We start from the raw sequence: 21517 nt of genomic DNA, 5'->3' as shown, positions 1-21517 counted from the left end.
GCACCGGGAGGTGCGCGAGGGAGGGTGTCCGGTGTCAGCGGGTAGGGCCCGCCGGGGACGGCGGGACAACGGGCTCGACGCGAGCGAGTACGCGGTCGCCGGCGACGTGGATCCGCGCGTGGGCGAGCACCTGCTCGACGTGCTGGCCGCGGGCGGCATCGCCGCGTACCTGCAGCCGTCGGCCGACCTGAACCCGGTCACCCGCACCACCACCGTCCCGGCCCGCCCCGTGGACCGGCTCTACGTCGACCGCTCCCACCTGACGACCGCGCGTGACTACCTCACCCAGCTCGCCGAGGAGGCCCCCGCCGCGCCGGCCCGCGACGAGCCCGACGTCGACGCCGAGTGGGCCCGCATCGTGGCCGGCTTCCACACCGCGCCGGCCGCCGGGGCGCACCCCTGGCCCGCCGCCGAGGACATCGACGACGAGCCCGACGAGCAGCCGGCCGGCACGACCGGCCGGGTCGGCGCGGACGAGGGCGGCACCGCCACCGACGTACGCCGGCTGCCGTGGGCCGCCGACGTCTCGGGCGTCTCCGTCGGCGGGGGACGGCAGGACGAGCCGTCCCTGTTGGACGGGCTGGACACCTTCGGCGCCGGCCTGCCCGACGACGCCGACGAGCGCTACACCCCGCCGCCGCCACCGCCGCTGCCCCGCGTCTCCAAGTACGCGGTGGCCGGCGTGCTGGCCATCGTCGCCGGGTTCGTGCTCTTCCTGGAGCCGACGCTGCTGCCGGTGGACCCGTCCGTGGTGACCCTGCTCGGCTTCACCGGCATCCTCGCCGGCTTCGTGACACTGATCTGGCGGCTGCGCCCCGGCGACTCCGACGACGACCCCGACGACGGCGCCCGCGTCTGAGGCCCCATACGCCGGGTAGTGACCCGTCCCCACAGGCGGACGGCGGATGCCCGAATTGCGGGACGCGCACCGCCCCCGGCATGGGGCGTAACAGTGGTGTAACTTACTGTCAGTAGGAATACCGCTGTACGTCACTTCCCGCACTGGCTGCCCGGTTGTTCCTTTGCTAGCGGTGGTCGGTCTCTGCTGATCGGAATGCCCGAGATGCGACAGAGTTCCCTCGTGGTGGTGGCCAACCGCCTGCCCATCGACGACAGTGTGGCGCCCGACGGCGCCTGCGAATGGCGACGCAGCCCCGGCGGGCTGGTGAGCGCCCTGCACCCCCTGCTGCGGCACACGCCGGCCACCTGGGTCGGCTGGGCCGGCGGCACCGGGCCGGCGCCGAGCCTGCCCGACATCGGCAGCGTGCGGATGCGCGCCGTGCCGCTGAGCGGCGAGGACTTCCGCGACCACTACGAGGGCTTCGCCAACTCGACCCTCTGGCCGCTCTACCACGACGCGGTGGAGCAGCCGGAATACCACCGCCGCTGGTGGGAGGCGTACCAGCGGGTCAACCAGCGGTTCGCCGAGGCGACCGCCGAGGCGGCCGAGCAGGGCGCGGTGGTCTGGGTGCAGGACTACCACCTGCAACTGGTGCCCGGCCTGCTGCGCGAGCTGCGCCCCGACCTGCGGATCGGCTTCTTCCTGCACGTGCCGTTCCCGCCGCCGGAGCTGTTCATGCAGCTCCCCCGCCGGGCCGAACTGCTGCGCGGCATGCTCGGCGCCGACCTGATCGGCTTCCAGCGCGCCCAGGCCGCGCACAACTTCGCCCAGCTGGTGGCCAAGGTGCTGGAGCTGCCGGCGACCGACCGGCGCATCGGCGTCGACGACCGGGTGGTCCGCATCGGGGCGTTCCCGGTCTCGATCGACACCGCCGAGATGGCCGCGCTGGCCGCCCGCCCCGACGTGGTGGCGCGGGCCCAGCGGCTGCGCCACGACCTCGGCGACCCCGGCCACGTCATCCTCAGCGTTGACCGGATGGACTACACCAAGGGCATCGAGCAGCGGCTCAAGGCCTACAGCGAGCTGTTGGCCAGCGGGCACGTCAAGGTGCGCGACACAGTGCTGGTGCAGGTGGCGGTGCCCAGCCGGGAGCGGGTCACGCAATACCAGATCCTCCGCGACCGGGTCGAGCGCGAGGTGGGGCGGATCAACGGCGAGTTCGGCCGGGTGGGCGAGCCGGCCATCCACTACCTCACCCAGCCGTTCGACCGGGCCGAGCTGGCGGCGCTCTACCGGGTCGCCGACGTGATGGCGGTGACCCCGCTGCGCGACGGCATGAACCTCGTCGCGAAGGAGTACGTGGCGGCCCGGGTCGACGACACGGGGTCGCTGCTGCTCAGCGAGTTCGCCGGGTCGGCGGCCGAGCTGCCGCAGGCGTACCTGGTCAACCCGCACGACCTGGAGGGGCTCAAGCAGGGGCTGCTCTCGGCGCTCGAGGCCGACCCGGCCGACGTCACGCCGCGGATGCGGGCGATGCGCGAGCACCTGCACCGCAACGACATCCGGGCGTGGGCCCGCTCCTACCTCAGCGCCCTCGACGACGGCGGGTCGCTGCTGACCCACCTCGCCCCCACCGGCTGACCGGGCGCCTCGCACGACCGGCCGCTGCCGGCGCGCCCGGACGACGGGCCGCGCCGGCAGCGGGTCAGGCCGGCGGGTGTTCCTTCTCCAGCCAGTCCAGGATCGCGTCGATCGGCTCCCGCCAGCGGACGTCGAGCATCAGGTCGTGCCCCATGCCGGGGAAGAGCAGCGGCGCGCCGCCGTGCCGGCGGGCGGCCCGGGTCAGCGCGGCCGGCGGGACCACCCGGTCGTCGGGGCTGCCCACGACCAGCACGGGCGGGTCGCCCACGGCCGGCTCCGGGTCGCGGTGGGTCAGCAGCTGCCACTGGGCGCGCCGGCCGGCGTGGCCGAGCCGGGCGGCGTACCGGCGGGCCTCGGCGTCGGGCAGCTCGCGGCTGAACAGCTGCCGGCGGCTCAGCCGCAGCCCCGCGCCGACGAACGCGGGCAGGGTGCCGCCGGGGTTGCGGCGCAGCGCCGTGCCGAGCGTCGACCAGTCGCCGAGCACCGGGGCCGCCAGCACCGCCGCCCGCGCCGGATAGCGGGCCAGGGCGTGCCGCACCACCAGGGCCCCGGCGCCGTGCCCCACCAGCACCGCCTGGCGCGGCAGGCCCGCCGCCGCCTGCGTCACGTCATGGGTGTACGCCCGCAGCGTCGCCTCCGGCGCCGGCTCGCTGCCGCCGTGGCCGCGCAGGCTCAGCGCGTACGCCGGGAAGCCGCGACCGGCGGCGTGGCCGAGCCAGTGTTCGGCGAACGCCCACGCGCCGTGGCCGAAGCCGGGCACGAACAGCAGCGGTGGGCGGCCCTGCTCGACCTCGGGGAGCGCGCTGAGCACCTCGCGCCGGGCCGGGCGGACGGGCCGGGCCCACTCCCGGCCGCGCATGATCCGCACCCGCTGCTGCCGGCTCACTTCTCCTCCAGCTCGTGCATGGCGCGCTGGACGGCGCGCAGGTAGTCGGCGTGGCCCACCTCGAACCAGTGCCGGCTGCTGTCCTTGACCTTCCCCGAGTACCGCTCGCCGGCCCCGGCGGTGACCCGCTGTGCGAAGGCGGCGGCCCGCTCCGGTCGGCGCACGCGCAGCGCGAGCAGCCGGGCGAACAGGACGGTCTGCCAGTGCGACAGGGTGAAGATCCCCGAGTCGGGCTGGACCAGGCCGGCGACGGCGAGCGTCGGGTGGCCGGGGACGAACGTGTTGAGCCATAGCCGGGGCCGGCCCGCCTCGTCCGCGCCGAGCACCCGGGGGTCGAGGAACTCGAAGCGCGGCAGGTAGCCGGTGGCGAAGACGACCAGCTCCGGGTCGATCTCGCGGCCGTCGGTCAGCTCGACGGCCTTGGCGTGGAACCGGGCCACGTCCGGCACGGGGGTGATCTGGCCGTGGCCGACGTGGTAGACGAGCTGGCTGTTGGCGATGGGGTGGGTCTCGTAGACCCGGTGGTCGGGCTTGGGCAGGCCGAACCGGGTCAGGTCGCCGACGGTGAGCCGCAGCGTCCAGTGGTAGAGCCACTGCCGCACGCGCAGCGGCACCCGCAGGGCGAGCAGGCTGTCGTTGACCTGGTCGGCGGGGCGGCCGAGGACGTACTTGGGGGCGTACCAGTAGCCGCGGCGGGTGGAGTGCCAGCAGTGGGACGCCTGCTGGGCCGCCTCGACGGCGATGTCGCAGCCGGTGTTGCCGGCCCCGACGACCAGCACCCGCTTGCCGCGCAGTTGCGCCGGGTCCTTGTACGACGAGGCGTGCATGATCTCGCCCCGGAACTCCTCCAGCCCCTCGTAGCGGGGCAGCTTCGGCGACCAGTTGTGGCCGTTGGCGACGAGCACGGCGGCGTACCGGGAGGTGCGCTCGGGGCCGTACCCGCCGGTGCTGCGGGTGGTGACGTCCCAGCGGTCGCCGTCGACCGGCTCGACCCGGATCACCTCGGTGCCGAACCAGATGTGCTGGCGCAGGTCGAAGTGGTCGGCGTAGCGCTCGAAGTAGGTCAGCACCTGGCTGTGGTGCGGGTAGTCCGGCCAGTCGTCCGGCATCGGGAAGTCGGGGAACTGGGTGAACGGCCGCGACGAGATCAGGTGGGTGCTGGCGTAGACGGGGCTGCGGTCGTGCCGCCAGTTCCACGCGCCGCCGACGCCGGTCTCCCGCTCGTAGCAGTCGACGCCGAAGCCGTGCTCGCGCAGGTTCTTCACGGCGGTGAGGCCGCTGGCCCCGGCCCCGATGACGCAGACCGTGTCGCCTCGGTCGGAGACCGGTCGGGCGTCCCGGGGCGGGGCGAGCGTCGTCGCGTCCGGCTCGGGACGGCCGGGGTCGGTGGAGGGGGACACCGGATTCTCCTTATGTGCGGCACGAGTGCCGGAAATCATTCTCCTCATGCGCGGCATGAGCCGGGTCGCTGCGAAATCCTTCCGGTAACCCGACCGGTTTGTCCAGTCCCTGTGGACGGTGGGTCGCGCGGCCCGTCAGCCGGCGGCGGGCAGCAGCAGGTCGACCACGACCGGGAAGTGGTCGCTGGCCAGGCGGGCCTGCGGGGTGTCCACCACGTCGTAGTCGACCACGGTGATCCGGGGGTCGACGAAGACGGCGTCGATGCGGCGGCGCGGGTCGGCGCACGAGTAGGTGAGCCGGTCGGCGCGGTCGGCCGCGACCGCCGCGTCGGTCAGCCCCGCGCCGACGGTCGCCCACGCCGGGCCGTCCGGGCCCTCGTTGAGGTCGGCGCCGGCCACCACGGGCAGGTCGGCGGCGGCCAGCTCCCGCTTGAACGCCGCCGCCTGCGCGGGGCGCTCGGCCGGGTCGGTGGACAGGTGCGAGCCGGCCAGCAGGAACCGGGCCCCGCCGACGCGGCAGTCGGCGTACGCGGCGCCGCGCATGTGCCGGCCCGGGGTCAGCGGGTAGCGCTGGCAGCGGGTGTCGGCCACCCGCACGCGCAGGCTGGTCAGCAGCAGGTTGCCCAGCGACGGCAGGCCGCCGACGGCGACGACCAGCCCGAACGACTCGGCCAGCGACGCGCACTTCTGCCGCCACCGGAACCGCCGGGGCGCCTCCTGCACGATCACCACGTCGGGGGCGACCGCGCGGACCACCGCCGCCAGCGCGGCCTGGTCGTCGCGCTGGCTGTGCACGTTGTACGACACGACGCGCAGCGGCACTCCGCCCGGGGCCTCGGCCCCCTTGCCGGTCTCGGTCATCCCGGCCCGCCCTACAGCCGGCGGGCCAGGTCGGCGGCGCCGATCACGCCGGCGGTGTTGCCCAGCTCGGCGGGGAGCACCTCGGCGACGGGGAGCCGGCTGCGCTGGGCCAGCGCGTCGGTGAAGGAGCGCCGGGTCGGGCCGAGCAGCAGGTCGCCCGCGTCGACGACGCCGCCGCCGACGACGAGGACCTGCGGGTCGAGGATCTGCGCCATGTCGGCGAGGCTGGTGCCGAGCCAGCGCCCGACCTGCGCGAACGCCTCGGCGGAGACGGGGTCGCCGCCCTGGGCGGCGGCGGTCACCATCGGGCCGGTGACCGCCTCGGCCTCGCCGCCGGCCAGCTCCAGCAGGGCGACGGCCCGGTGCGGCTCCTGCCGGGCGGCGGCGCGGGCGAAGCGCACCAGGGCGCTGCCGCTGGCGTACTGCTCGATGCAGCCGAGCCGGCCGCAGCCGCACTGGTGGCCGTCGGGGACGGTGAGCATGTGGCCCAGTTCGGCGGCGATGCCGTGGGCGCCGCGCACCAGCTCGCCGCCGAGCACGATGCCGCCGCCGACGCCGGTGCCGATGGTGAACATGACCATGGAGTCGTCGGCGTGCCGGGCGGCGCCGTAGCGGAACTCGGCCCAGGCGGCGACGTTCCCGTCGTTCTCGACGATCACGGGCAGACCGGTGGCCCGGCTGACGTAGTCGCGCAGGGGCTCGTCGCGCCAGGCGAGGTTGGGCGCGAAGAGGACGGTGGAGCGGGTGGCGTCGATCCAGCCGGCCGCGCCGATGCCGACGGCGTCGATCTGCCGGCCGGCGGCGAGTTCGGTGACCACCTCGATGATGACGTCCCGGGTCTTGCCCACGTTGTCGGCGGGGGTGTCCCGTCGGGCCTGCACGAGTACGTTGCCGGTGTCGTCGACGACACCGCCGGCCACCTTCGTGCCACCGACGTCGACTCCGATGGTCAGCGTCACCGCTGCCACTCCCCTCTGCTGTGCTGCCCGGCACCGGCACGGCGTACGGCCGTGCCGGTGGGACGGGATGTCCGGTGGTCAGGCCCCGTCGCCTGGTGCGTCCCCTCCCGCGCCACCGGGGGCCCGCGACGCGGGCACCACGGGTCGGCCGGCCGGCGGCCGGGGAGCCCCCGGCGCGTCCGGCCCGGCGTCGTCGGCGGGCGGCACGGCGGCGGCCGGAACGCCCGGACCCTCCCCCCGGGTCGCGGCGGACCACACGTCCTCATCCGGCGCCGGGTGAGAATCATGCCCGGTACGGGTGGCCTCGCGCCACACGTGATCGCCCGATGCCTGGTCAGCCGCCGGTCGGGGCGGGGGCGCGGCGGGGTCACCGGGCGGTGGGCCACCGGCGGGGGGCTCGTCGGCCGACGCGAACGCGCGCAGCAGGCTGGCCACCCCGGCGGCCAGATCACCGGCTCCCGTGGCGAGCCGCTCGGCGAATTCCGGACTCGGGTCCCGCAACGCGGCGATACCGCGGCAGACCGGACAGATACAGCATTCGGCGGCACCGGTGGCGAAACCGCCGTGGCCGCCGCCGGTGGCCGGTCGCGTCGCCGCGCCGCCGGTGCTGTGACCGAGGACACTGGACACGATCCCACCGAGCGGACCCCACGGCCCCGCCCCGGAGCCGCCGCCCGACCCGGCGCCCGCGGCGGCCAGCCGGGCCGCCGCGAGGACCGTGGCGACCAGCCGCTCCGCCTCTTCCCGGGCCGAGCCCGGATCCGTACCCCCCATGGTCGGCTCCTCTACCGTGCCGGGCGTGCCGCAGCCGGTCGCGTCACCGCGCCGCACCGGTGTCTTCTACCCGGCGCTTGAGCTGCTTCAACGCCGCATCCATGATCATTTTCTCGGCCTTGCGGCGAAACATGCCGAGCATGCCCACGGAGAGCTCCACCTCCAGGGTGTAGGTCACCGTGGTCGTGCCGTCGGGGTTGCCGACGAGGTCGTACGACCCGCGCTGGGAGCGCTGCATCTTCGAGGGCGCCACCAGGTGCCACTCGATGCGGGAGATGTCCTCGGCGTACTCGTAGGCCAGCACGTACTCGTCGGCCAGCACCCCGGCGTCGAGGGTGAAGCGGACCTGGCTGGCGTAGCCGTCCTCGTACTCCTCGACGACCTCGGTCCGGCGCACCGCGTCGGTCCATTCCGGGTAGCGCGCGAAGTCGCAGATGACGGCCGCCACCCGCTCCGGTGACGCGCCGATGACGATCGACTGGGTGGAGGAGTCCGCCATGGGGGGAGGCTACCCGGCAACCTGCCTGGCGCACCCACCTGGGCGGGCGGGTAGGTTTCGACAGAGCCGACCCGTCCGGGGCACCGGCCCGCCCGGGAAGTGCGAGCACGAGGGAGTGCAGGTGCGCGAGTTCTCCGTTCCGCCGATCGTCACCGTCGGCGACTCGGCCAACCTCACCGACCCGGTCTGGGACAATGCCGAGACCGCCCCGGAGGCCGTCCAGTTCGCCCGCCCCGCCGCCGCGCCGGCCTCCGGCTGGGTCGAGGTGACCTGCCGGCAGTTCCGCGACGAGGTGGTCGCGTTGGCCCGGGGGCTGGTCGCCGCCGGCGTCTCCCCCGGCGACCGGGTCGGCCTGATGAGCCGCACCCGCTACGAGTGGACCCTGTTCGACTACGCCATCTGGGCGGCCGGCGCGGTCACCGTGCCGATCTACGAGACGTCCAGCGCCGAGCAGGCCGCCTGGATCCTGGCCGACTCCGGCGCGGTCGCCGCCGTGGTCGAGACGACCGCCCACGCCACCCTCGTCGAGGGCGTCCGCGACCGGCTCCCCGAGCTGGCCCACCTCTGGCAGATCGAGCTGGGCGCGGTCGACGAGCTGGTCGCCGCCGGGGCCTCGGTCGACCCGGTCGAGGTCGACCGGCGGCGCACGGGGGTCAAGGCCGACGACGTCGCCACCATCATCTACACCAGCGGCACCACCGGCCGACCCAAGGGCTGCGTGCTGACCCACCGCAACATGTACGCCGACATCGCCAACGCCGTGCCGGTGCTGCCGAACCTCTTCCTGCGCCCGGGCGCGTCGACCCTGCTGTTCCTCCCCCTCGCGCACGCCTTCGCCCGGCTCATCCAGATCGGCGTGGTGCAGGCCCGGGCCACCATGGCGCACTGCGCCGACACGAGGAACCTGGTCGCCGAGCTCCAGGCCTTCCGGCCGACCTTCGTGCTGTCGGTGCCCCGGGTCTTCGAGAAGGTCTACAACGGGGCCCGGCAGAAGGCCGAGGCCGACGGCAAGGGCAAGATCTTCGACCGGGCCGAGCAGGTCGCCGTGGCGTACAGCGAGGCGCTGGAGTCGCCGGGCGGGCCGGGCGTGGCGCTGCGCGTGCAGCACGCGGTCTTCGACAAGCTGGTCTACCGCAAGCTGCGGGCCGCCCTCGGCGGCCGGTGCCGCGACGCGATCTCCGGCGGCGCGCCGCTCGGGGCCCGCCTCGGGCACTTCTTCCGGGGCATCGGGGTGACCATCTGCGAGGGGTACGGGCTGACCGAGACCTCCCCCGCCGCCGCCGCGAACCTGCCCGACGCCACGAAGATCGGCACCGTAGGCCGGCCGCTGCCCGGCGTGACCATCCGGATCGCCGACGACGGCGAGATCCTGATCTCCGGCGACCTGATCTTCCAGGGCTACTGGCGCAACGAGGAGGCCACCGCCGAGGCGCTCAGCCCGGACGGCTGGTTCCGCACCGGCGACCTCGGCCAGCTCGACGCCGACGGCTTCCTCAGCATCACCGGCCGCAAGAAGGAGATCATCGTGACCGCCGGCGGCAAGAACGTCGCCCCGGCGGTGCTGGAGGACCAGGTCCGGGCGCACCCGCTGATCAGCCAGTGCGTCGTCGTCGGCGACCGGCAGCCGTTCATCGCCGCGCTGGTCACCATCGACGAGGAGGCGCTGCCGAAGTGGCTGGCCGCCCACGGCCGCCCCGAGGACACCGGTGTCGACGAGCTGCGCGACGACGAGGCGCTACGCGCCGAGGTGCAGGGCGCGGTCGACCAGGCCAACCAGGCCGTCTCCAAGGCCGAGGCGATCAAGGTGTTCCGGATCCTGCCGCACGACTTCACCGAGGCCACCGGGGAACTCACCCCGTCGCTGAAGGTCAAGCGGCAGGTCGTGCACACCACGTACGCGGCGGAGATCGCGGAGATCTACCGGCGCTGACTACGATCCGTCACGTGCCCGACTCCTCGACACCTGCCCGGCCGCCGACGCAGCCGCTCGCCACCGCCGCGCGCGTGGTGATGCTCGCGCTGGTCGCCGTCCTCACCCTCTTCGCCACCCACGACGCCGGCCAGCTCTGGTGGATCGGCCTGCTCGGCGTCGCCGGGCTGCCCGCCGCCCTCGCCCCCCAGCACCGGCTGCTCGGCCCGCTCAGCCGCTTCGCCGAGGTGGTGGTGCTGGGACTGGCCGCGAGCCAGGTCGCCGCGGTCACCACCCTCAACGGCACGATCGGCGGCCTCGGCGCGTCGGCCGTACTCCCGTACCTCGCCGTCCCGGTGACGGTGACCGCGCTGCGCCGGCGGTTCCGCGAGGGCGCGGCGCTGCTCGCCGTCACCGCCGCCACCCTGCTGATCAGCGCCGCCCTCACCCAGGTCGACGGCGGCCGGCAGCTCGGCCAGCCGGGCTACCTGGCGGTCTGCGCGCAGTGGCTGATCCTCGCCGGCCTGGGCCTCTACACCGCCGGCACCCTGCACCGGGTGATCCGGGTCCGCAGCGAGGGCAAGCCCCAGCCGTACGCGGAGGCGACCCGGCTGCTGACCCAGTTGCGCACGGTGGCCCGGCAGCTGCCGGGGGCGACCCTCGACCCGGGCGGCATCTCCGAGCACCTGCTGGAGGAGCTGCGCACCGTGGCCCGGGCCGAGCGGGCGGCGGTGCTCTCCGCCAGCGGCGGCGGCCGGCTGGTGGTGCTCGCCCAGGTGGGCGTGGACCGGGTCGACTGGGAGACCACGCTCGACGCCGACTCGGCGATCGCCGACGCTTGGGCCAGCCAGCAGCCGCAGACCGCCAGCCGCTCGCAGGCCCGCTCGCACACCGGCGGCGACGTCTCCGCGCTGATCGTGCCGCTGGTCGCCGGGGTCCGCACGGTCGGCATGCTGGTGATGGAGGCGGACGTCGCGCAGGCGTACCCGCCGCCGGTGGTGTCCCGGGTGACCGCGCTGACCCGCCCGGCGGCGCTGCGGCTGGAGGCCGCGCTGCTGTTCGACGAGGTCCGTTCGCTGGCCACCAACGAGGAGCGGCAGCGGCTGGCCCGGGAGATCCACGACGGGGTCGCCCAGGAGCTGGTCATGGTCGGGTACGGCATCGACAACGCCCTGGCGTACGTGGAGGAGGACCCGAAGGAGACGGCCGAGGCGCTGCGCACCCTGCGCGGCGAGGTGACCCGGGTCATCACCGAGCTGCGGCTGAGCCTGTTCGAGCTGCGCAGCGAGGTGGACCGGCACGGGGGCCTGGCCGCCGCCATCGCCGAGTACGCGCGCACCGTCGGGGCGTCCGGCGGGCTGCGGGTGCACCTGTCGCTGGACGAGTCCACCGCGCGGCTGCCCGCCGCGACCGAGGCCGAACTGTTGCGTATCGCGCAGGAGGCGGTCACCAACGCCCGCAAGCACGCCGGGGCGGCGAACCTGTGGGTCACCTGTGAGGTGGACCCCCCGTACGCGCAGATCGAAGTGTCGGATGACGGTCACGGCATCGGTGAGCAGCGCACGGACGGGCACTACGGTCTTGCGATCATGGCCGAGAGGGCGGAACGTATCCGGGGCCGATTGGAGATCAGGCCGCGCCAACCCAGTGGCACGACCGTGGCGGTGGTGCTCGGCTCCTCGCCCCGGCGCGATAGGGTGCGCGGCAAGGCGGCAGCAGCAGAAGGGGAGTAACCCGAGGATGACCACAAGCCCGACACCGGCGACCCGCACCAAGGTCCTCCTTGTCGACGATCACGATCTGATCCGCAAGGGGCTGCGGCACGCCTTCGAGCGTGACCGGCAGTTCGAGGTCGTCGGTGAGGCCGCCACGGCGGCGGAGGGGGTCCGGCAGGCCGGCGCCCTCCAGCCCGACGTGGTGATCATGGACCTGCGGCTGCCCGACGGCAGCGGCCTGGAGGCCACCCGCGCGCTCCGCAAGTCCAGCGCGTCGATGGGCATCGTCGTGCTCACCATGTACGCGGGCGACGACCAGCTCTTCGGTGCGCTGGAGGCCGGTGCGAGCGCGTTCGTGCCGAAGACGGCCCCGGCCGACGAGGTCGTGGCCGCCGCCCGGCACGCCGCCTCCTCGCCGAGCGCGTTCACGGCGGCCGACCTGGCCGAGGCGATGAAGCGGCGGCTCGCGCCGTCCGGCCCGCAGCTCTCCCCCCGCGAGGGTCAGGTGCTGCGGCTGCTCGCCGACGGGATGAGCGTGGCCGGCATCGCCAAGCAGCTCTTCGTCAGCGAGTCGACGGCCAAGACCCACATCTCGAAGCTCTACGAGAAGCTGGGCGCGGCCAACCGGGCGCAGGCGCTGATGACGGCGCTGCGGCTCGGCCTGCTCGAAGCGCCCGACGCCCCGAAGTTCTGACGCCGTCCCGCCCGGCCGGCAGTCACCGGCCGGGGGGCTTGCGCGACGGCCGGCGGGTCCGGTCAACGGGACCCTCCGGCCGGCCGGGCGCGACGACGGCGGCCCTCTCTGGTCACCCGCCCGGCGGGCGGGGCAGAATACCCGGGTGACCCGCGCGGGCGGCGTGGCCCGCGTCGTTGACAAAAGGGGTAGGGCATGCAGCGGCCGGACTGGGCACCCGACACGATCGACATCGAGCGCCCCAGCGTGGCCCGCATGTACGACTACTATCTCGGCGGTTCGCACAACTTCGCCGCCGACCGGGCCGCCGCGCGGGCGATGGTGGCCGCGGTGCCCGACGCCCCGTTGATGGCCCAGGCCAACCGGGCGTTCCTGCGCCGGGCGGTGCAGTTCCTCGCCGAGCAGGGCATCCGCCAGTTCCTCGACATCGGCTCCGGCATCCCGACCGTCGGCAACGTGCACGAGATCGCCCAGCGGATCGCCCCGGAGTCCCGGGTGGTCTACGTCGACGTCGACCCGGTGGCCGTGGCGCACAGCCGGGAGATCCTCAGCGGCAACGACCGGGCGGTCGTCCTGCAGGAGGACCTGCGCCACCCGGAGCGGATCCTGGCCCACCCCGAGGTCAACCGGATGCTCGACTTCTCCCAGCCGGTCGCGGTGATGATCGTGGCGGTGCTGCACTTCGTGCCCGACGAGGACCGGCCCGACGAGATCCTGCGGACCCTGCGCGCGGCGCTCGCCCCGGGCAGCTACCTGGTGCTGTCGCAGGCCAGCGACGACGACCGGCACGACACCGGGGAACGCGAGGAGGCCGAGGCGGTCTACCAGCGCACCGACAACCCGCTGGTCATCCGCAGCCGGCGGCAGCTGACCGCCCTCTTCGACGGCTTCGGGCTGGTCGACCCGGGGGTGGTCTGGGTGCCGCAGTGGCGGCCCGAGACCCCGGAGAGCGCCGAGGACGCCGAGAAGGCGGTCTTCATGGGTGGCGTCGGGCGGCTCGGTGGGTGAGCATCCGGACGACCCGTCAGGCCCGTCAGCCCCCGGCGGGCCCTGCCCGGGGGTGCCCGCCTGCTGCCCGAGCGTGTTCGCCCGGGCCTGGGCGAAGGCGGTCTCCGGCACCAGCTACCTGCCGATGACGCAGGCCCAGCTGGAGGCGTTGCTGCACCGGCTCACCGGGCGGCTGGCCGAGGCGCTGGTGTCCGAGCCGTTCGACGTGCGGGTCGGCCACCAGGTCGGCGCCGAGCTGGTGGCGGCGCACATCGCCTCCGCCGAGGGCCTGGGCCGGACCATCGAGGTCATCCAGCTCCGGCTGCTGCGCGACCTGGGGCTGGTCACCGAGGACGTCGAGGACCGGATGGCCCGGCTGCTGGCCACCGTGGCGACGGGCTACGCCCGGGCGCTGCGGGACCGGACGCTCGACGAGCAGGAGTCGATCCGCCGGGCCGCGATGGTGGCCCGCGCGGAGGCCGAGCGGGCCCTGCGGGACAGCGAGGCCCGGTTCCGCCACCAGGCCACCCACGACCCGCTGACCGACCTGCCCAACCGCACCCTGTTCACCGAGCGGCTGGCCGCCGCGATCGACTCCCCCGGCCGGGGCGCGGACCGGGTCGGGGTGTGCTTCCTCGACCTGGACCGCTTCAAGGTGGTCAACGACTCCCTCGGCCACCAGGTCGGCGACATGCTGCTGGTGTCGGTGGCCGACCGGCTGCGCCGCGCGCTCGGCGAGCACCTGGTCGCCCGCCTCGGCGGCGACGAGTTCGTCATCCTGGTCGAACGCACGGCGGGCACCGACGACGTGGTGAAGGTGGCCGAGACGGCGCTCGCGGCGGTCAGCGAACCGGCCCTGGTCGACGGTCACGAGCTGACCGTGTCGGCGAGCATCGGCATCGTCGAGCGTCCCGTGGCCGGCACCACCCCGGTCGACCTGATGCGGGCCGCCGACGCCACGCTGCACTGGGCCAAGGCGGACGGCGGCGCGCGCTGGTCGCTGTTCGACGTCGAGCGCAGCCGCCGCGAGCTGGCCCGGTACGCCCTGTCCGCGGCGATACCGGCGGCCCTCGACCGGGGCGAGTTCCACCTCGACTACCAGCCGCTGACGTCCCTGCGCGACGGCCGGGTGCTCGGCGTCGAGGCGCTGGTCCGCTGGCGGCACCCGGAGCTGGGCAAGCTCTACCCGGGCAGCTTCATCGAGCTGGCCGAGGAGACCGGGCTGATCGTGCCGCTGGGCAGCTGGGTGCTCGCCGAGGCGTGCCGGGAGGCGGCGGCCTGGTCGTCGTTCGGCGCCGCCGCGCCGTTCGTCAGCGTCAACCTGGCGGTCCGCCAGGTGCACCGCCCCGGCCTGGTGCGGGAGGTGCGCGACGTCCTCGAACGCACCGGCCTGCCGCCCGAGCGGCTCCAGCTGGAGGTCACCGAGAGCACCATGATGAGCGCGGTGGAGGAGCCGGTGCGCGCCCTGCGGGTGCTGGCCGACATGGGCGTGCGGATCGCCATCGACGACTTCGGCACCGGCTACTGCAACCTGGCCTACCTGCGGGACCTGCCGGTGACCGAGCTGAAGGTGGCCGGGGAGTTCGTGGCGGGGCTGCGCGCCCCGGCGGACGACCCGGCGAGCCGCACCGACGAGCGGATCCTCGCCTCCCTGGTCTCGCTGGCGCACGCGCTGGACCTGACCGTGACGGCCGAGGGGGTCGAGACCGAGGGGCAGGCCGACCGGCTGCGGGCCATCGGCTGCGACGCCGCCCAGGGCTGGCACTTCGGCAAGCCGGCGCCCGCCGCGCGCCTGCTGGAGCGCCTGTCCGCCGGCTGAGGCGGCGGGGTCAGCCGGCGAGGAGGGCGGCCAGGCGGGCGGCCTGGGTCTCCCAGCGCCACTCCCGCTCCACCCAGGCCCGGCCCGCCGCGCCGAGCTGCCGGGCCAGGTCCCGGTCGGCGAGCAGGGTGGCCACCCGGTCGGCGAGCTGGGCGACGTCGCGGCCGGGGACCACGTACCCCGTCTCGCCCTCGCGGACGGCGTCCGGCGCGCCGCCGGAGTCGCCGGCCACCACCGGCAGGCCCGTGGCCGACGCCTCCAGGTAGACGATGCCGAGCCCCTCGACGTCCAGGCCCCGGTTGCGGGTGCGGCAGGGCATCGCGTAGACGTCGCCGGCCGCGTAGTGGGCCGGCAGCTCCGCCGCGGGCACCGAGCCGGTGAAGACGACGTCCCGCTCGACGCCGGTCTGCCGGGCCAGCTTCTCCAGGTCGCCCCGGTAGGGCCCGCCGCCGACGACCAGCAGCGCCGCGTCGGGCACCCGGCGGCGGATCTCCGGCAGGGCCCGGATCAGCATGTCCTGGCCCTTGCGCGGCACCAGGCGGGAGACGCAGACCACCACCGGCCGGTCCGCGAGACCGAGCCGGGCCCGCACCGGCTCGCCGTCGACCGACGGATGGTACGTGTCGACGTCGACCCCGGGGGCCAACCGGTGCAGCTCCGTCAGGCCGTGCAGCGCCCGCTCCAGCCGGACCCGGGTGTACTCGCCCAGGTAGGTGATCACGTCCGCGCCGCGGCCGATCCGGCGCAGCGCCGTGCGGGCACCGGGCAGCGCGGCCCACCCCACCTCGTGCCCGTGGGTCAGGGCGACCACCCGGCGGACCCCGGCGCGGCGGCGCAGCCCGGCGGCGAGCAGCCCGAGCGGGGCCGCCGCCCCGAACCAGACGGTGTCGCAGTCGTGCCGGCGGGCCAGCCGGGCGGCCCGGCGGGCGATCAGCGGGGTGGGCAGCAGCACCTTCGTGCGCTCCCGCACCACCTCGAACGGCTGGTCGGCGTCGAACTTCTCCGCCCCCCGCCAACTGGAGGCGTAGACCACCACGGAGCCGGTGGGCTGGCGCACGGCGAGGTTGTGCACGAAGGACTGGATGCCGCCCGGGCGGGGCGGAAAGTCGTTGGTGATCAGCAGCGTGCGGCTCATCGGCCGGTCTCCCTGGCGTAGGCGCGGGCGGCGGCCATCCGCTCGACCGTGGACGGGTGCGACGCCGAGTAGAGGTATTCCCAGCGGGGCGGGTCGGGGTCGGCCAGGTTCACCCCGGCCAGGCGGCGCTGCATCGCCTCGAAGGTGGCCGGGTCGCCGGTGAGGGCGAGGGCGTGCGCGTCGGCCCGCGCCTCGACCCGGCGGGACACCAGCGCCTGGGCCGGCGCGGTCACCAGGCCCGCCACCGTGACCAGCGCGAGCAGCAGCGGGAACGCGCGCGGCTCGGCGATCGAGTCGACGCCGGCCAGGCGCAGCAGCGGGCCGGCGGAGCCGAGCAGATAGAGCACGACCACGCCCAGCGCGGCGCCCAGCGCCCCGGTGAGGGTGCCCGTCCAGACGTCGCGGTCCTTGGCGTGCCCCAGCTCGTGCGCGACGACGCTGGTCACCTCGGCCGGGGTCGCCTCGCGCAGCAGCGTGTCGTAGACGACGACCCGGCGGGTCGGCCCGAGCCCGGAGACGTACGCGTTGACCGCGCGGGTGCGCCGGGACGCGTCGGCGACCAGCACGTCGCGCACCGGCACCCCGTCGCGGGCCGCCAGGGCCGTCAGCTCGGTGCGCAGCGGGCCCTGCTCCATCGGGGTGAACCGGTTGAACACCGGCTCCACCAGCACCGGCAGCACGAACGACAGCAGCACCACCAGCCCGGCCGCGCCGGCCGCGCCGAGGGCCCACCACCAGCGCGGGGCGAGCCGGACGACGGTGTAGAAGCCGAGCAGGGCGAGCGCGCCGATCACGGCGCTGACGGCGTACGACTTGAGCAGGTCGGTCGTCCAGCCGGCCCAGCCCTGGGTGCTCAGCCCGTAGCGGGTGAGGATCGTCTGCCGCCAGGCGGCGAACGGCAGGGTGAGCAGGTCGGCGACGAGCAGCACGGCGAGTCCGCCGAGCACCGCCTGGGCGATCCAGTGGCCGCCGAACGGGCGGGCCACCAGCTCCACCAGGCGACCGCCCAGCGGGGTCAGGCCGACGGCCAGGGCCACCAGCAGGCCCACGGCGAGGGCGGCCCAGCCGCCGGGGCGCAGCGCGCCACGGAAGGCGCGGGCCCGGGCGACCTGCTCGGCGGGGAGGTCCCGCAGGGCGGCGAGCTGGTCGGCGCGCGGGGCGGGCGGCCGGTGCCAGGGCACGAGCAGGGCGACGGCGACGAGCAGCGCGACGGTAAGCCCGGCGAGGGTGAGCACCGCCCAGCCGCGCGGCGTCACCGGGCCACCCCGCGCTCGCCTCGTGCGCGCCCCATCCGTCGCTCCTCCCGCCGTGAGCGCTCATCCTATTGCCGACGGCGGCGGGGCCGACCGGGGTGGTCACGTCGTCATGTCGGGGACATGGCGGTATCGGCATGTCCCCGACCCCGCCGTGTCGCCGACATGGCCAGCCCGACCCGGCGGGCGGGCGGGCGCTACGCGGCGCGGCGGCGGGTCCGGCTGGGACGGGGCACCCGGGGCGGGGGCGTGGCCGCGTCGACGGCGGGCGACGCGCTGGCGGCGGGCAGCACCTCGACGTCGAAGCCGGCGCGGGCGAACACCTCGATGGCCCGCAGCTCGCCGGGGCCGAGATCCGCCCCGGGGGCCTCGTCGTCGAGCAGGGCGGTCACCAGGCAGCCGCCGCAGCCCGCGCCCCGGACCCGGCACCTGTCGCAGTCGATCAGCATCGTTCCTCCTGAAGCGATGCGTCGGTGGACGGGCCGGGGCGGCGTCGCCACCGCCCGACCACCGTCGGTCACGCCGACACTACGGCCGGGGTACGACAGATTCGGACAACCGGCCAGCTTCCGCCCCAGAACCGCGCAAGGAGTCCGGCCGTGCGCACAGCCGCCGGGCCGCGACGAGCCGGGAACGGGGCGGCGTGGCCGGTCAGGACCGGGCGAGGCGGCGCAGCAGCGAGTCGGCGCCGAGCGGGTACGCGCCGTGCCGGCGTACCCCGTCGGCGACCTCGCGGTCGGAGGAGACCACGACGACCGGACGGCCGGGCGGCTCGGCCCGGACCAGCCGGCGGATCAGCTCGTCGGCGGTCTCGCCCTTGCGGGAGAAGAGCACGCGCACACCGCGCGGGGCCGGCGGCAGGCCGTGCATCCGCTCGGCGCCGTCGAAGACCACGGTGACCTCGTCCCCGGTCTGCGCCGCGATCCCGCCCAGCCCGGTGATCAGCCGCTTGCGCTGCTGCTCCAGCGACATCTCGCCGAAGCCCCGCTTCGTCACGTTGTAGCCGTCCACCACCAGGTGCGCCTTCGGCAGCGCGAGCAACTGGTCGAGCCGGGCCGGGTCGTCGGTGTCGCGGGCCCGGGTGGCGGCGCCGGCCGGGGTGGCGTTGGGCTGGTCGGCGAAGGTGTCGGCCACGAAGTCGGCGGGGAGCCGGTCGACCGGGTCGAGCGCCAGCTCGCGGCGCAGCCCGACGGCGGCCTGCCCGATCGTCTCCAGCAGCAGCCAGAGCTTCGCGTCGTCGACGGAACGGGCCTCCTTGGCGCTGGCGCGGGCCACCCCGGCCGCCGCCTCGGCCTCGGCCAGCCGGGCCCGGGCCCGGCGCAGCTCGGCGTCCGCCTCGGTCGCGGCGCGGCTGGCCCGGCCCCGCTCGGTGGCCAGCAGCTCGGCCGCCCTACGCTCCCGGGCCTGCGCCTCGCGCAGCGTGCGGGCGAGCTGCCGGTGCTCCTCGCGGAGCTGGCCGAGCTCGTCGCGGACCCGGGCCAGCTCGTCGCGGAGCTTGTCGGCCTCGACCCGGGCCACGGCCCGGTCGTGCTCGGCCCGGGTGGCACGCTGCTCGGCCTCGCGGACCAGCTCGTCGACGACGGCCTTGTCCGCCTCGGCGCGCACCGCCGCCCCGCTGGCGTCGATCAGCTCCCGCCAGCCCCGGGGCCGGGCCAGGTAGGCCAGCGCGGCGACCTCGACCGGGTCGGCCGCGGCGGGGGCGGTGCCGGCGACCACGGCGGCGCCGAGGTCGCCGGAGTCGGCGAGCACCCGGGCGGTGATCCGCTGCCGGAACAGCGGATCGGCGGTGAGCTGGGCGGCGATCATCGGCGCGCCCAGCCGGGCCCGCCGGTTGGGCGCGAACTTGGCCACCCGGCGCAGCGGCACGGGCACCTCGTCGCCGGGCAGGACCGGCAGGACTGCGGCGGTGAGCGCGACGATCCGCTGCCGCACGGGCTCCGGCAGCGTCGGCTCCGGCTCGGACTCGGGCCCTGGTTCCGGCTCGGACTCCGACCGCACCAGCTCCGGCTCCGGCCCGGACTCCGACAGCCTCGGCTCGGACTCTGGCTCCTGCTCGGGCGCGGTGCCCGCCCCGGCGGTCGGGGCGTCCTCACCGGGGTGGCGCACGGCGGCGACCGACTCCTCCTGCGGGAGGTTGTCGTCGTGCGGCTCGGTGAGGGGCATGTGGCAAGTCTCCCACCGCGACCGGGCCCACCGCCCGGTGAGTGAGCTGATCTCTCATCCTAGCCCCAGGGGTGACCCGTGGGGCTGTTGTTGCGCGAGTGTCGGACCCGGGGTCTACCGTGCCCGGGGTGGGCGGAGCGGAATACGTCCAGCAGGCGCTCGCCGGGCTGGGCCAGGCGGCGGGCGGCGGCGTGGATCCGGCGCTGCCGCTGTACGCGACGACGTTCGTGGTGGTCGACCTGGAGACCACGGGCGGCGCGCCGGACGGCGGCGGCATCACCGAGATCGGCGCGGTGAAGGTGCGCGGCGGCGAGGAGCTGGGCGTGCTGGCCACGCTGGTCAACCCGGGCGTGCCGATCCCCCCGTTCATCACCGTGCTGACCGGCATCACCCAGGCCATGCTGATTCCCGCGCCGCCGATCGAGCAGGTGCTGCCGAGCTTCCTGGAGTTCGTCGCCGACGCGGTGCTGGTCGCGCACAACGCGCCGTACGACGTCGGTTTCCTCAAGGCCGCCTGCGCCCGGCACGGCTACCGCTGGCCCAACCCCCGGGTGCTGGACACGGCGGCGCTGGCCCGGCGGGTGCTCAGCCGCGACGAGGTGCCCAACCGCAAGCTGGGCACCCTGTCGGCCTACTTCCGCACGGCCACCCGGCCCACCCACCGGGCGCTCGACGACGCAAAGGCCACCGTCGACGTGCTGCACGGCCTCATCGCGCGCCTCGGCGGGCACCGGGTCGACACCGTCGGGGAGGCGATCGAGTTCGCCCGGGCGGTCACCCCGACGCAGCGGCGCAAGCGCCACCTCGCCGACGGGCTGCCGAAGGTGCCGGGGGTCTACATCTTCCGGGCCGCCGACGACCGGCCGCTCTACGTCGGCACCTCCGGCGACATCGCCACCCGGGTGCGCAGCTACTTCACGGCCGCCGAGAAGCGGGCCCGGATGTCGGAGATGCTGGCCGCCGCCGAGCGGGTGGAGGCGGTCGAGTGCGCCCACTCGCTGGAGGCCGAGGTGCGCGAGCTGCGGCTGATCGGCGCGCACGCGCCGCCGTACAACCGGCGGTCGAAGTTCCCCGAGCGGATGGTCTGGCTCAAGCTCACCGACGGGCCCTACCCCCGGTTGTCGGTGGTGCGGTCGCTGGCCCCCGGCGACGAGGCCTACCTCGGCCCGTTCGGCTCGCAACGGGCGGCGGAGCTGGCCGCCGCCGGATTCCACGACGCACTCCCGCTGCGCCAGTGCACCCACCGGTTGTCGCTGCGCACGGTCACCCCGGCGTGCGCGCTGGCCGAGCTGGGTCGCTGCCCGGCACCCTGCGAACACCGGATCACCCCGGGGGAGTACGCGGCCCGCGCCGTCGACCCGTTCCGCGCGGCCACCGCCACCGACCCGGGGTCCGTGGTGCACGCGCTGCTGGCCCGCATCGGGGCGCTGGCGGCCGACCAGCGGTACGAGGAGGCGGCGGTGGTGCGGTCCCGGCTCGCGGCGGTGCTGCGGGCCACCGTCCGGATGCAACGGTTGACCGCGCTGGCCGGGATCGCCGAGCTGGCCGCCGCCCGGCCGGCCGCCCGGGGCGGCTGGGAACTGGCCCTGGTCCGGCACGGTCGGCTGGCCGGGGCCGGGGTCTCCCCGCCCGGTGTCCACCCGCGACCGACGATCGAGTTGATCCGGGCGACCGCCGAGACGGTGCCGCCCGGCCCCGGCCCGGTGCCCCGGGCCTCCGCCGAGGAGTCCGAGCGCATCCTGTCCTGGTTGGAGCGACCCGAGACCCGGTTGGTGGAGATGTCCTCCGGCTGGGCGTCCCCGGCCGCCGGTGCGGCCCGCTTCCGTGACCTGCTCAGCAAGATCGAGAGCGCCGCATCTCACCAACTCTCGACCGAACGCCCATGACCAAGTGACCGATCGGACGACCTCGACTCGCTTAGGCTGTTAAGGAAGTGCAGTACTGCCCGTTTCGTGGGCCTGCTCCCGGTCGCCGTGCCCGG

The 21517-nt window shown here is 75.3% G+C and carries 18 protein-coding genes; 8 read left to right on the top strand and 10 right to left on the bottom strand.

What is annotated here, in order from left to right; genetic code table 11:
- Positions 1 to 31 precede the first annotated feature (31 nt).
- On the top strand, positions 32 to 859 hold the full coding sequence (locus ACVMYR_RS16900; protein ID WP_043967206.1) for a hypothetical protein: 828 nt from the start codon (positions 32 to 34) through the stop codon (positions 857 to 859).
- A gap of 204 nt (positions 860 to 1063) precedes the next feature.
- The gene (locus tag ACVMYR_RS16895; RefSeq protein WP_077939011.1) at positions 1064 to 2482 is read left to right on the top strand and encodes an alpha,alpha-trehalose-phosphate synthase (UDP-forming); all 1419 of its coding nucleotides are present in this window, start codon (positions 1064 to 1066) and stop codon (positions 2480 to 2482) included.
- Positions 2483 to 2546: 64 nt separating this feature from the next.
- On the opposite strand, the gene ACVMYR_RS16890 is transcribed toward ACVMYR_RS16895, so the two are convergent.
- From ACVMYR_RS16890 to ACVMYR_RS16865, 6 genes are all read right to left on the bottom strand, one after another.
- Entirely contained in the window at positions 2547 to 3341 is a 795-nt protein-coding gene (locus ACVMYR_RS16890) for an alpha/beta hydrolase (protein WP_091284881.1), read from the bottom strand.
- A 23-nt stretch (positions 3342 to 3364) separates the two neighbouring features.
- Positions 3365 to 4768, bottom strand: coding sequence for a flavin-containing monooxygenase (locus tag ACVMYR_RS16885; protein WP_457122193.1), 1404 nt, complete (start codon positions 4766 to 4768; stop codon positions 3365 to 3367).
- A gap of 135 nt (positions 4769 to 4903) precedes the next feature.
- Positions 4904 to 5629, bottom strand: coding sequence for an endonuclease/exonuclease/phosphatase family protein (locus tag ACVMYR_RS16880; RefSeq protein ID WP_457122192.1), 726 nt, complete (start codon positions 5627 to 5629; stop codon positions 4904 to 4906).
- An 11-nt stretch (positions 5630 to 5640) separates the two neighbouring features.
- Entirely contained in the window at positions 5641 to 6597 is a 957-nt protein-coding gene (locus ACVMYR_RS16875) for an ROK family glucokinase (RefSeq protein WP_176734398.1), read from the bottom strand.
- 69 nt (positions 6598 to 6666) lie between these two features.
- Complete coding sequence (locus ACVMYR_RS16870; protein WP_353901104.1) at positions 6667 to 7362, bottom strand: hypothetical protein; 696 nt, start codon at positions 7360 to 7362, stop codon at positions 6667 to 6669.
- Between the two features lie 43 nt (positions 7363 to 7405).
- Positions 7406 to 7861 (bottom strand): SRPBCC family protein, encoded by a 456-nt coding sequence (locus tag ACVMYR_RS16865; RefSeq protein WP_043967200.1) that lies wholly within the window; start codon positions 7859 to 7861, stop codon positions 7406 to 7408.
- Positions 7862 to 7982: 121 nt separating this feature from the next.
- Here ACVMYR_RS16865 and ACVMYR_RS16860 point away from each other — a divergent pair, with 121 nt between their 5' ends.
- From ACVMYR_RS16860 to ACVMYR_RS16840, 5 genes are all read left to right on the top strand, one after another.
- Positions 7983 to 9791 carry an AMP-dependent synthetase/ligase gene (locus ACVMYR_RS16860; RefSeq protein WP_077939008.1) on the top strand — a complete coding sequence of 603 codons (1809 nt, stop codon included), beginning with the start codon at positions 7983 to 7985 and terminating at the stop codon, positions 9789 to 9791.
- 74 nt (positions 9792 to 9865) lie between these two features.
- Positions 9866 to 11503, top strand: coding sequence for a sensor histidine kinase (locus ACVMYR_RS16855; protein ID WP_431895295.1), 1638 nt, complete (start codon positions 9866 to 9868; stop codon positions 11501 to 11503).
- 7 nt (positions 11504 to 11510) lie between these two features.
- A complete protein-coding gene (locus ACVMYR_RS16850; protein ID WP_007072219.1) occupies positions 11511 to 12179 on the top strand; it encodes a response regulator transcription factor in 669 nt (222 codons plus the stop codon).
- A gap of 195 nt (positions 12180 to 12374) precedes the next feature.
- Positions 12375 to 13187 (top strand): SAM-dependent methyltransferase, encoded by an 813-nt coding sequence (locus ACVMYR_RS16845; RefSeq protein ID WP_091284861.1) that lies wholly within the window; start codon positions 12375 to 12377, stop codon positions 13185 to 13187.
- A complete protein-coding gene (locus ACVMYR_RS16840) occupies positions 13162 to 14985 on the top strand; it encodes a putative bifunctional diguanylate cyclase/phosphodiesterase (protein ID WP_431895230.1) in 1824 nt (607 codons plus the stop codon). The genes ACVMYR_RS16845 and ACVMYR_RS16840 overlap by 26 nt, the downstream gene beginning before the upstream one ends.
- A 10-nt stretch (positions 14986 to 14995) precedes the next feature.
- Here the strand turns inward: ACVMYR_RS16840 and ACVMYR_RS16835 are convergent, their stop codons facing one another.
- The 4 genes from ACVMYR_RS16835 to ACVMYR_RS16820 all read right to left on the bottom strand — a co-directional run bounded on the left by ACVMYR_RS16835 (position 14996) and on the right by ACVMYR_RS16820 (position 19374).
- Positions 14996 to 16120, bottom strand: coding sequence for a glycosyltransferase family 4 protein (locus ACVMYR_RS16835; RefSeq protein ID WP_043967192.1), 1125 nt, complete (start codon positions 16118 to 16120; stop codon positions 14996 to 14998).
- Positions 16117 to 17376, bottom strand: coding sequence for a M48 family metalloprotease (locus ACVMYR_RS16830; RefSeq protein ID WP_432954842.1), 1260 nt, complete (start codon positions 17374 to 17376; stop codon positions 16117 to 16119). Before ACVMYR_RS16830 ends, ACVMYR_RS16835 begins: the two co-directional genes overlap by 4 nt.
- Before the next feature lie 194 nt (positions 17377 to 17570).
- Positions 17571 to 17822 (bottom strand): hypothetical protein, encoded by a 252-nt coding sequence (locus ACVMYR_RS16825; RefSeq protein WP_228986930.1) that lies wholly within the window; start codon positions 17820 to 17822, stop codon positions 17571 to 17573.
- A 202-nt stretch (positions 17823 to 18024) separates the two neighbouring features.
- Positions 18025 to 19374, bottom strand: a complete 1350-nt coding sequence (locus tag ACVMYR_RS16820) for an NYN domain-containing protein (protein ID WP_431895297.1) — start codon at positions 19372 to 19374, stop codon at positions 18025 to 18027.
- A 290-nt stretch (positions 19375 to 19664) separates the two neighbouring features.
- On the opposite strand from ACVMYR_RS16820, the gene ACVMYR_RS16815 reads away from it, so the two are divergent.
- Positions 19665 to 21422 carry a DEDD exonuclease domain-containing protein gene (locus ACVMYR_RS16815; RefSeq protein ID WP_144420370.1) on the top strand — a complete coding sequence of 586 codons (1758 nt, stop codon included), beginning with the start codon at positions 19665 to 19667 and terminating at the stop codon, positions 21420 to 21422.
- The last annotated feature ends 95 nt before the right edge of the window (positions 21423 to 21517 follow it).

This window comes from Micromonospora sp. PTRAS2, assembly GCF_054052245.1.
Note: the sequence above shows the minus strand (reverse complement) of the source record. Positions and strands in the feature narration are given on the sequence as shown.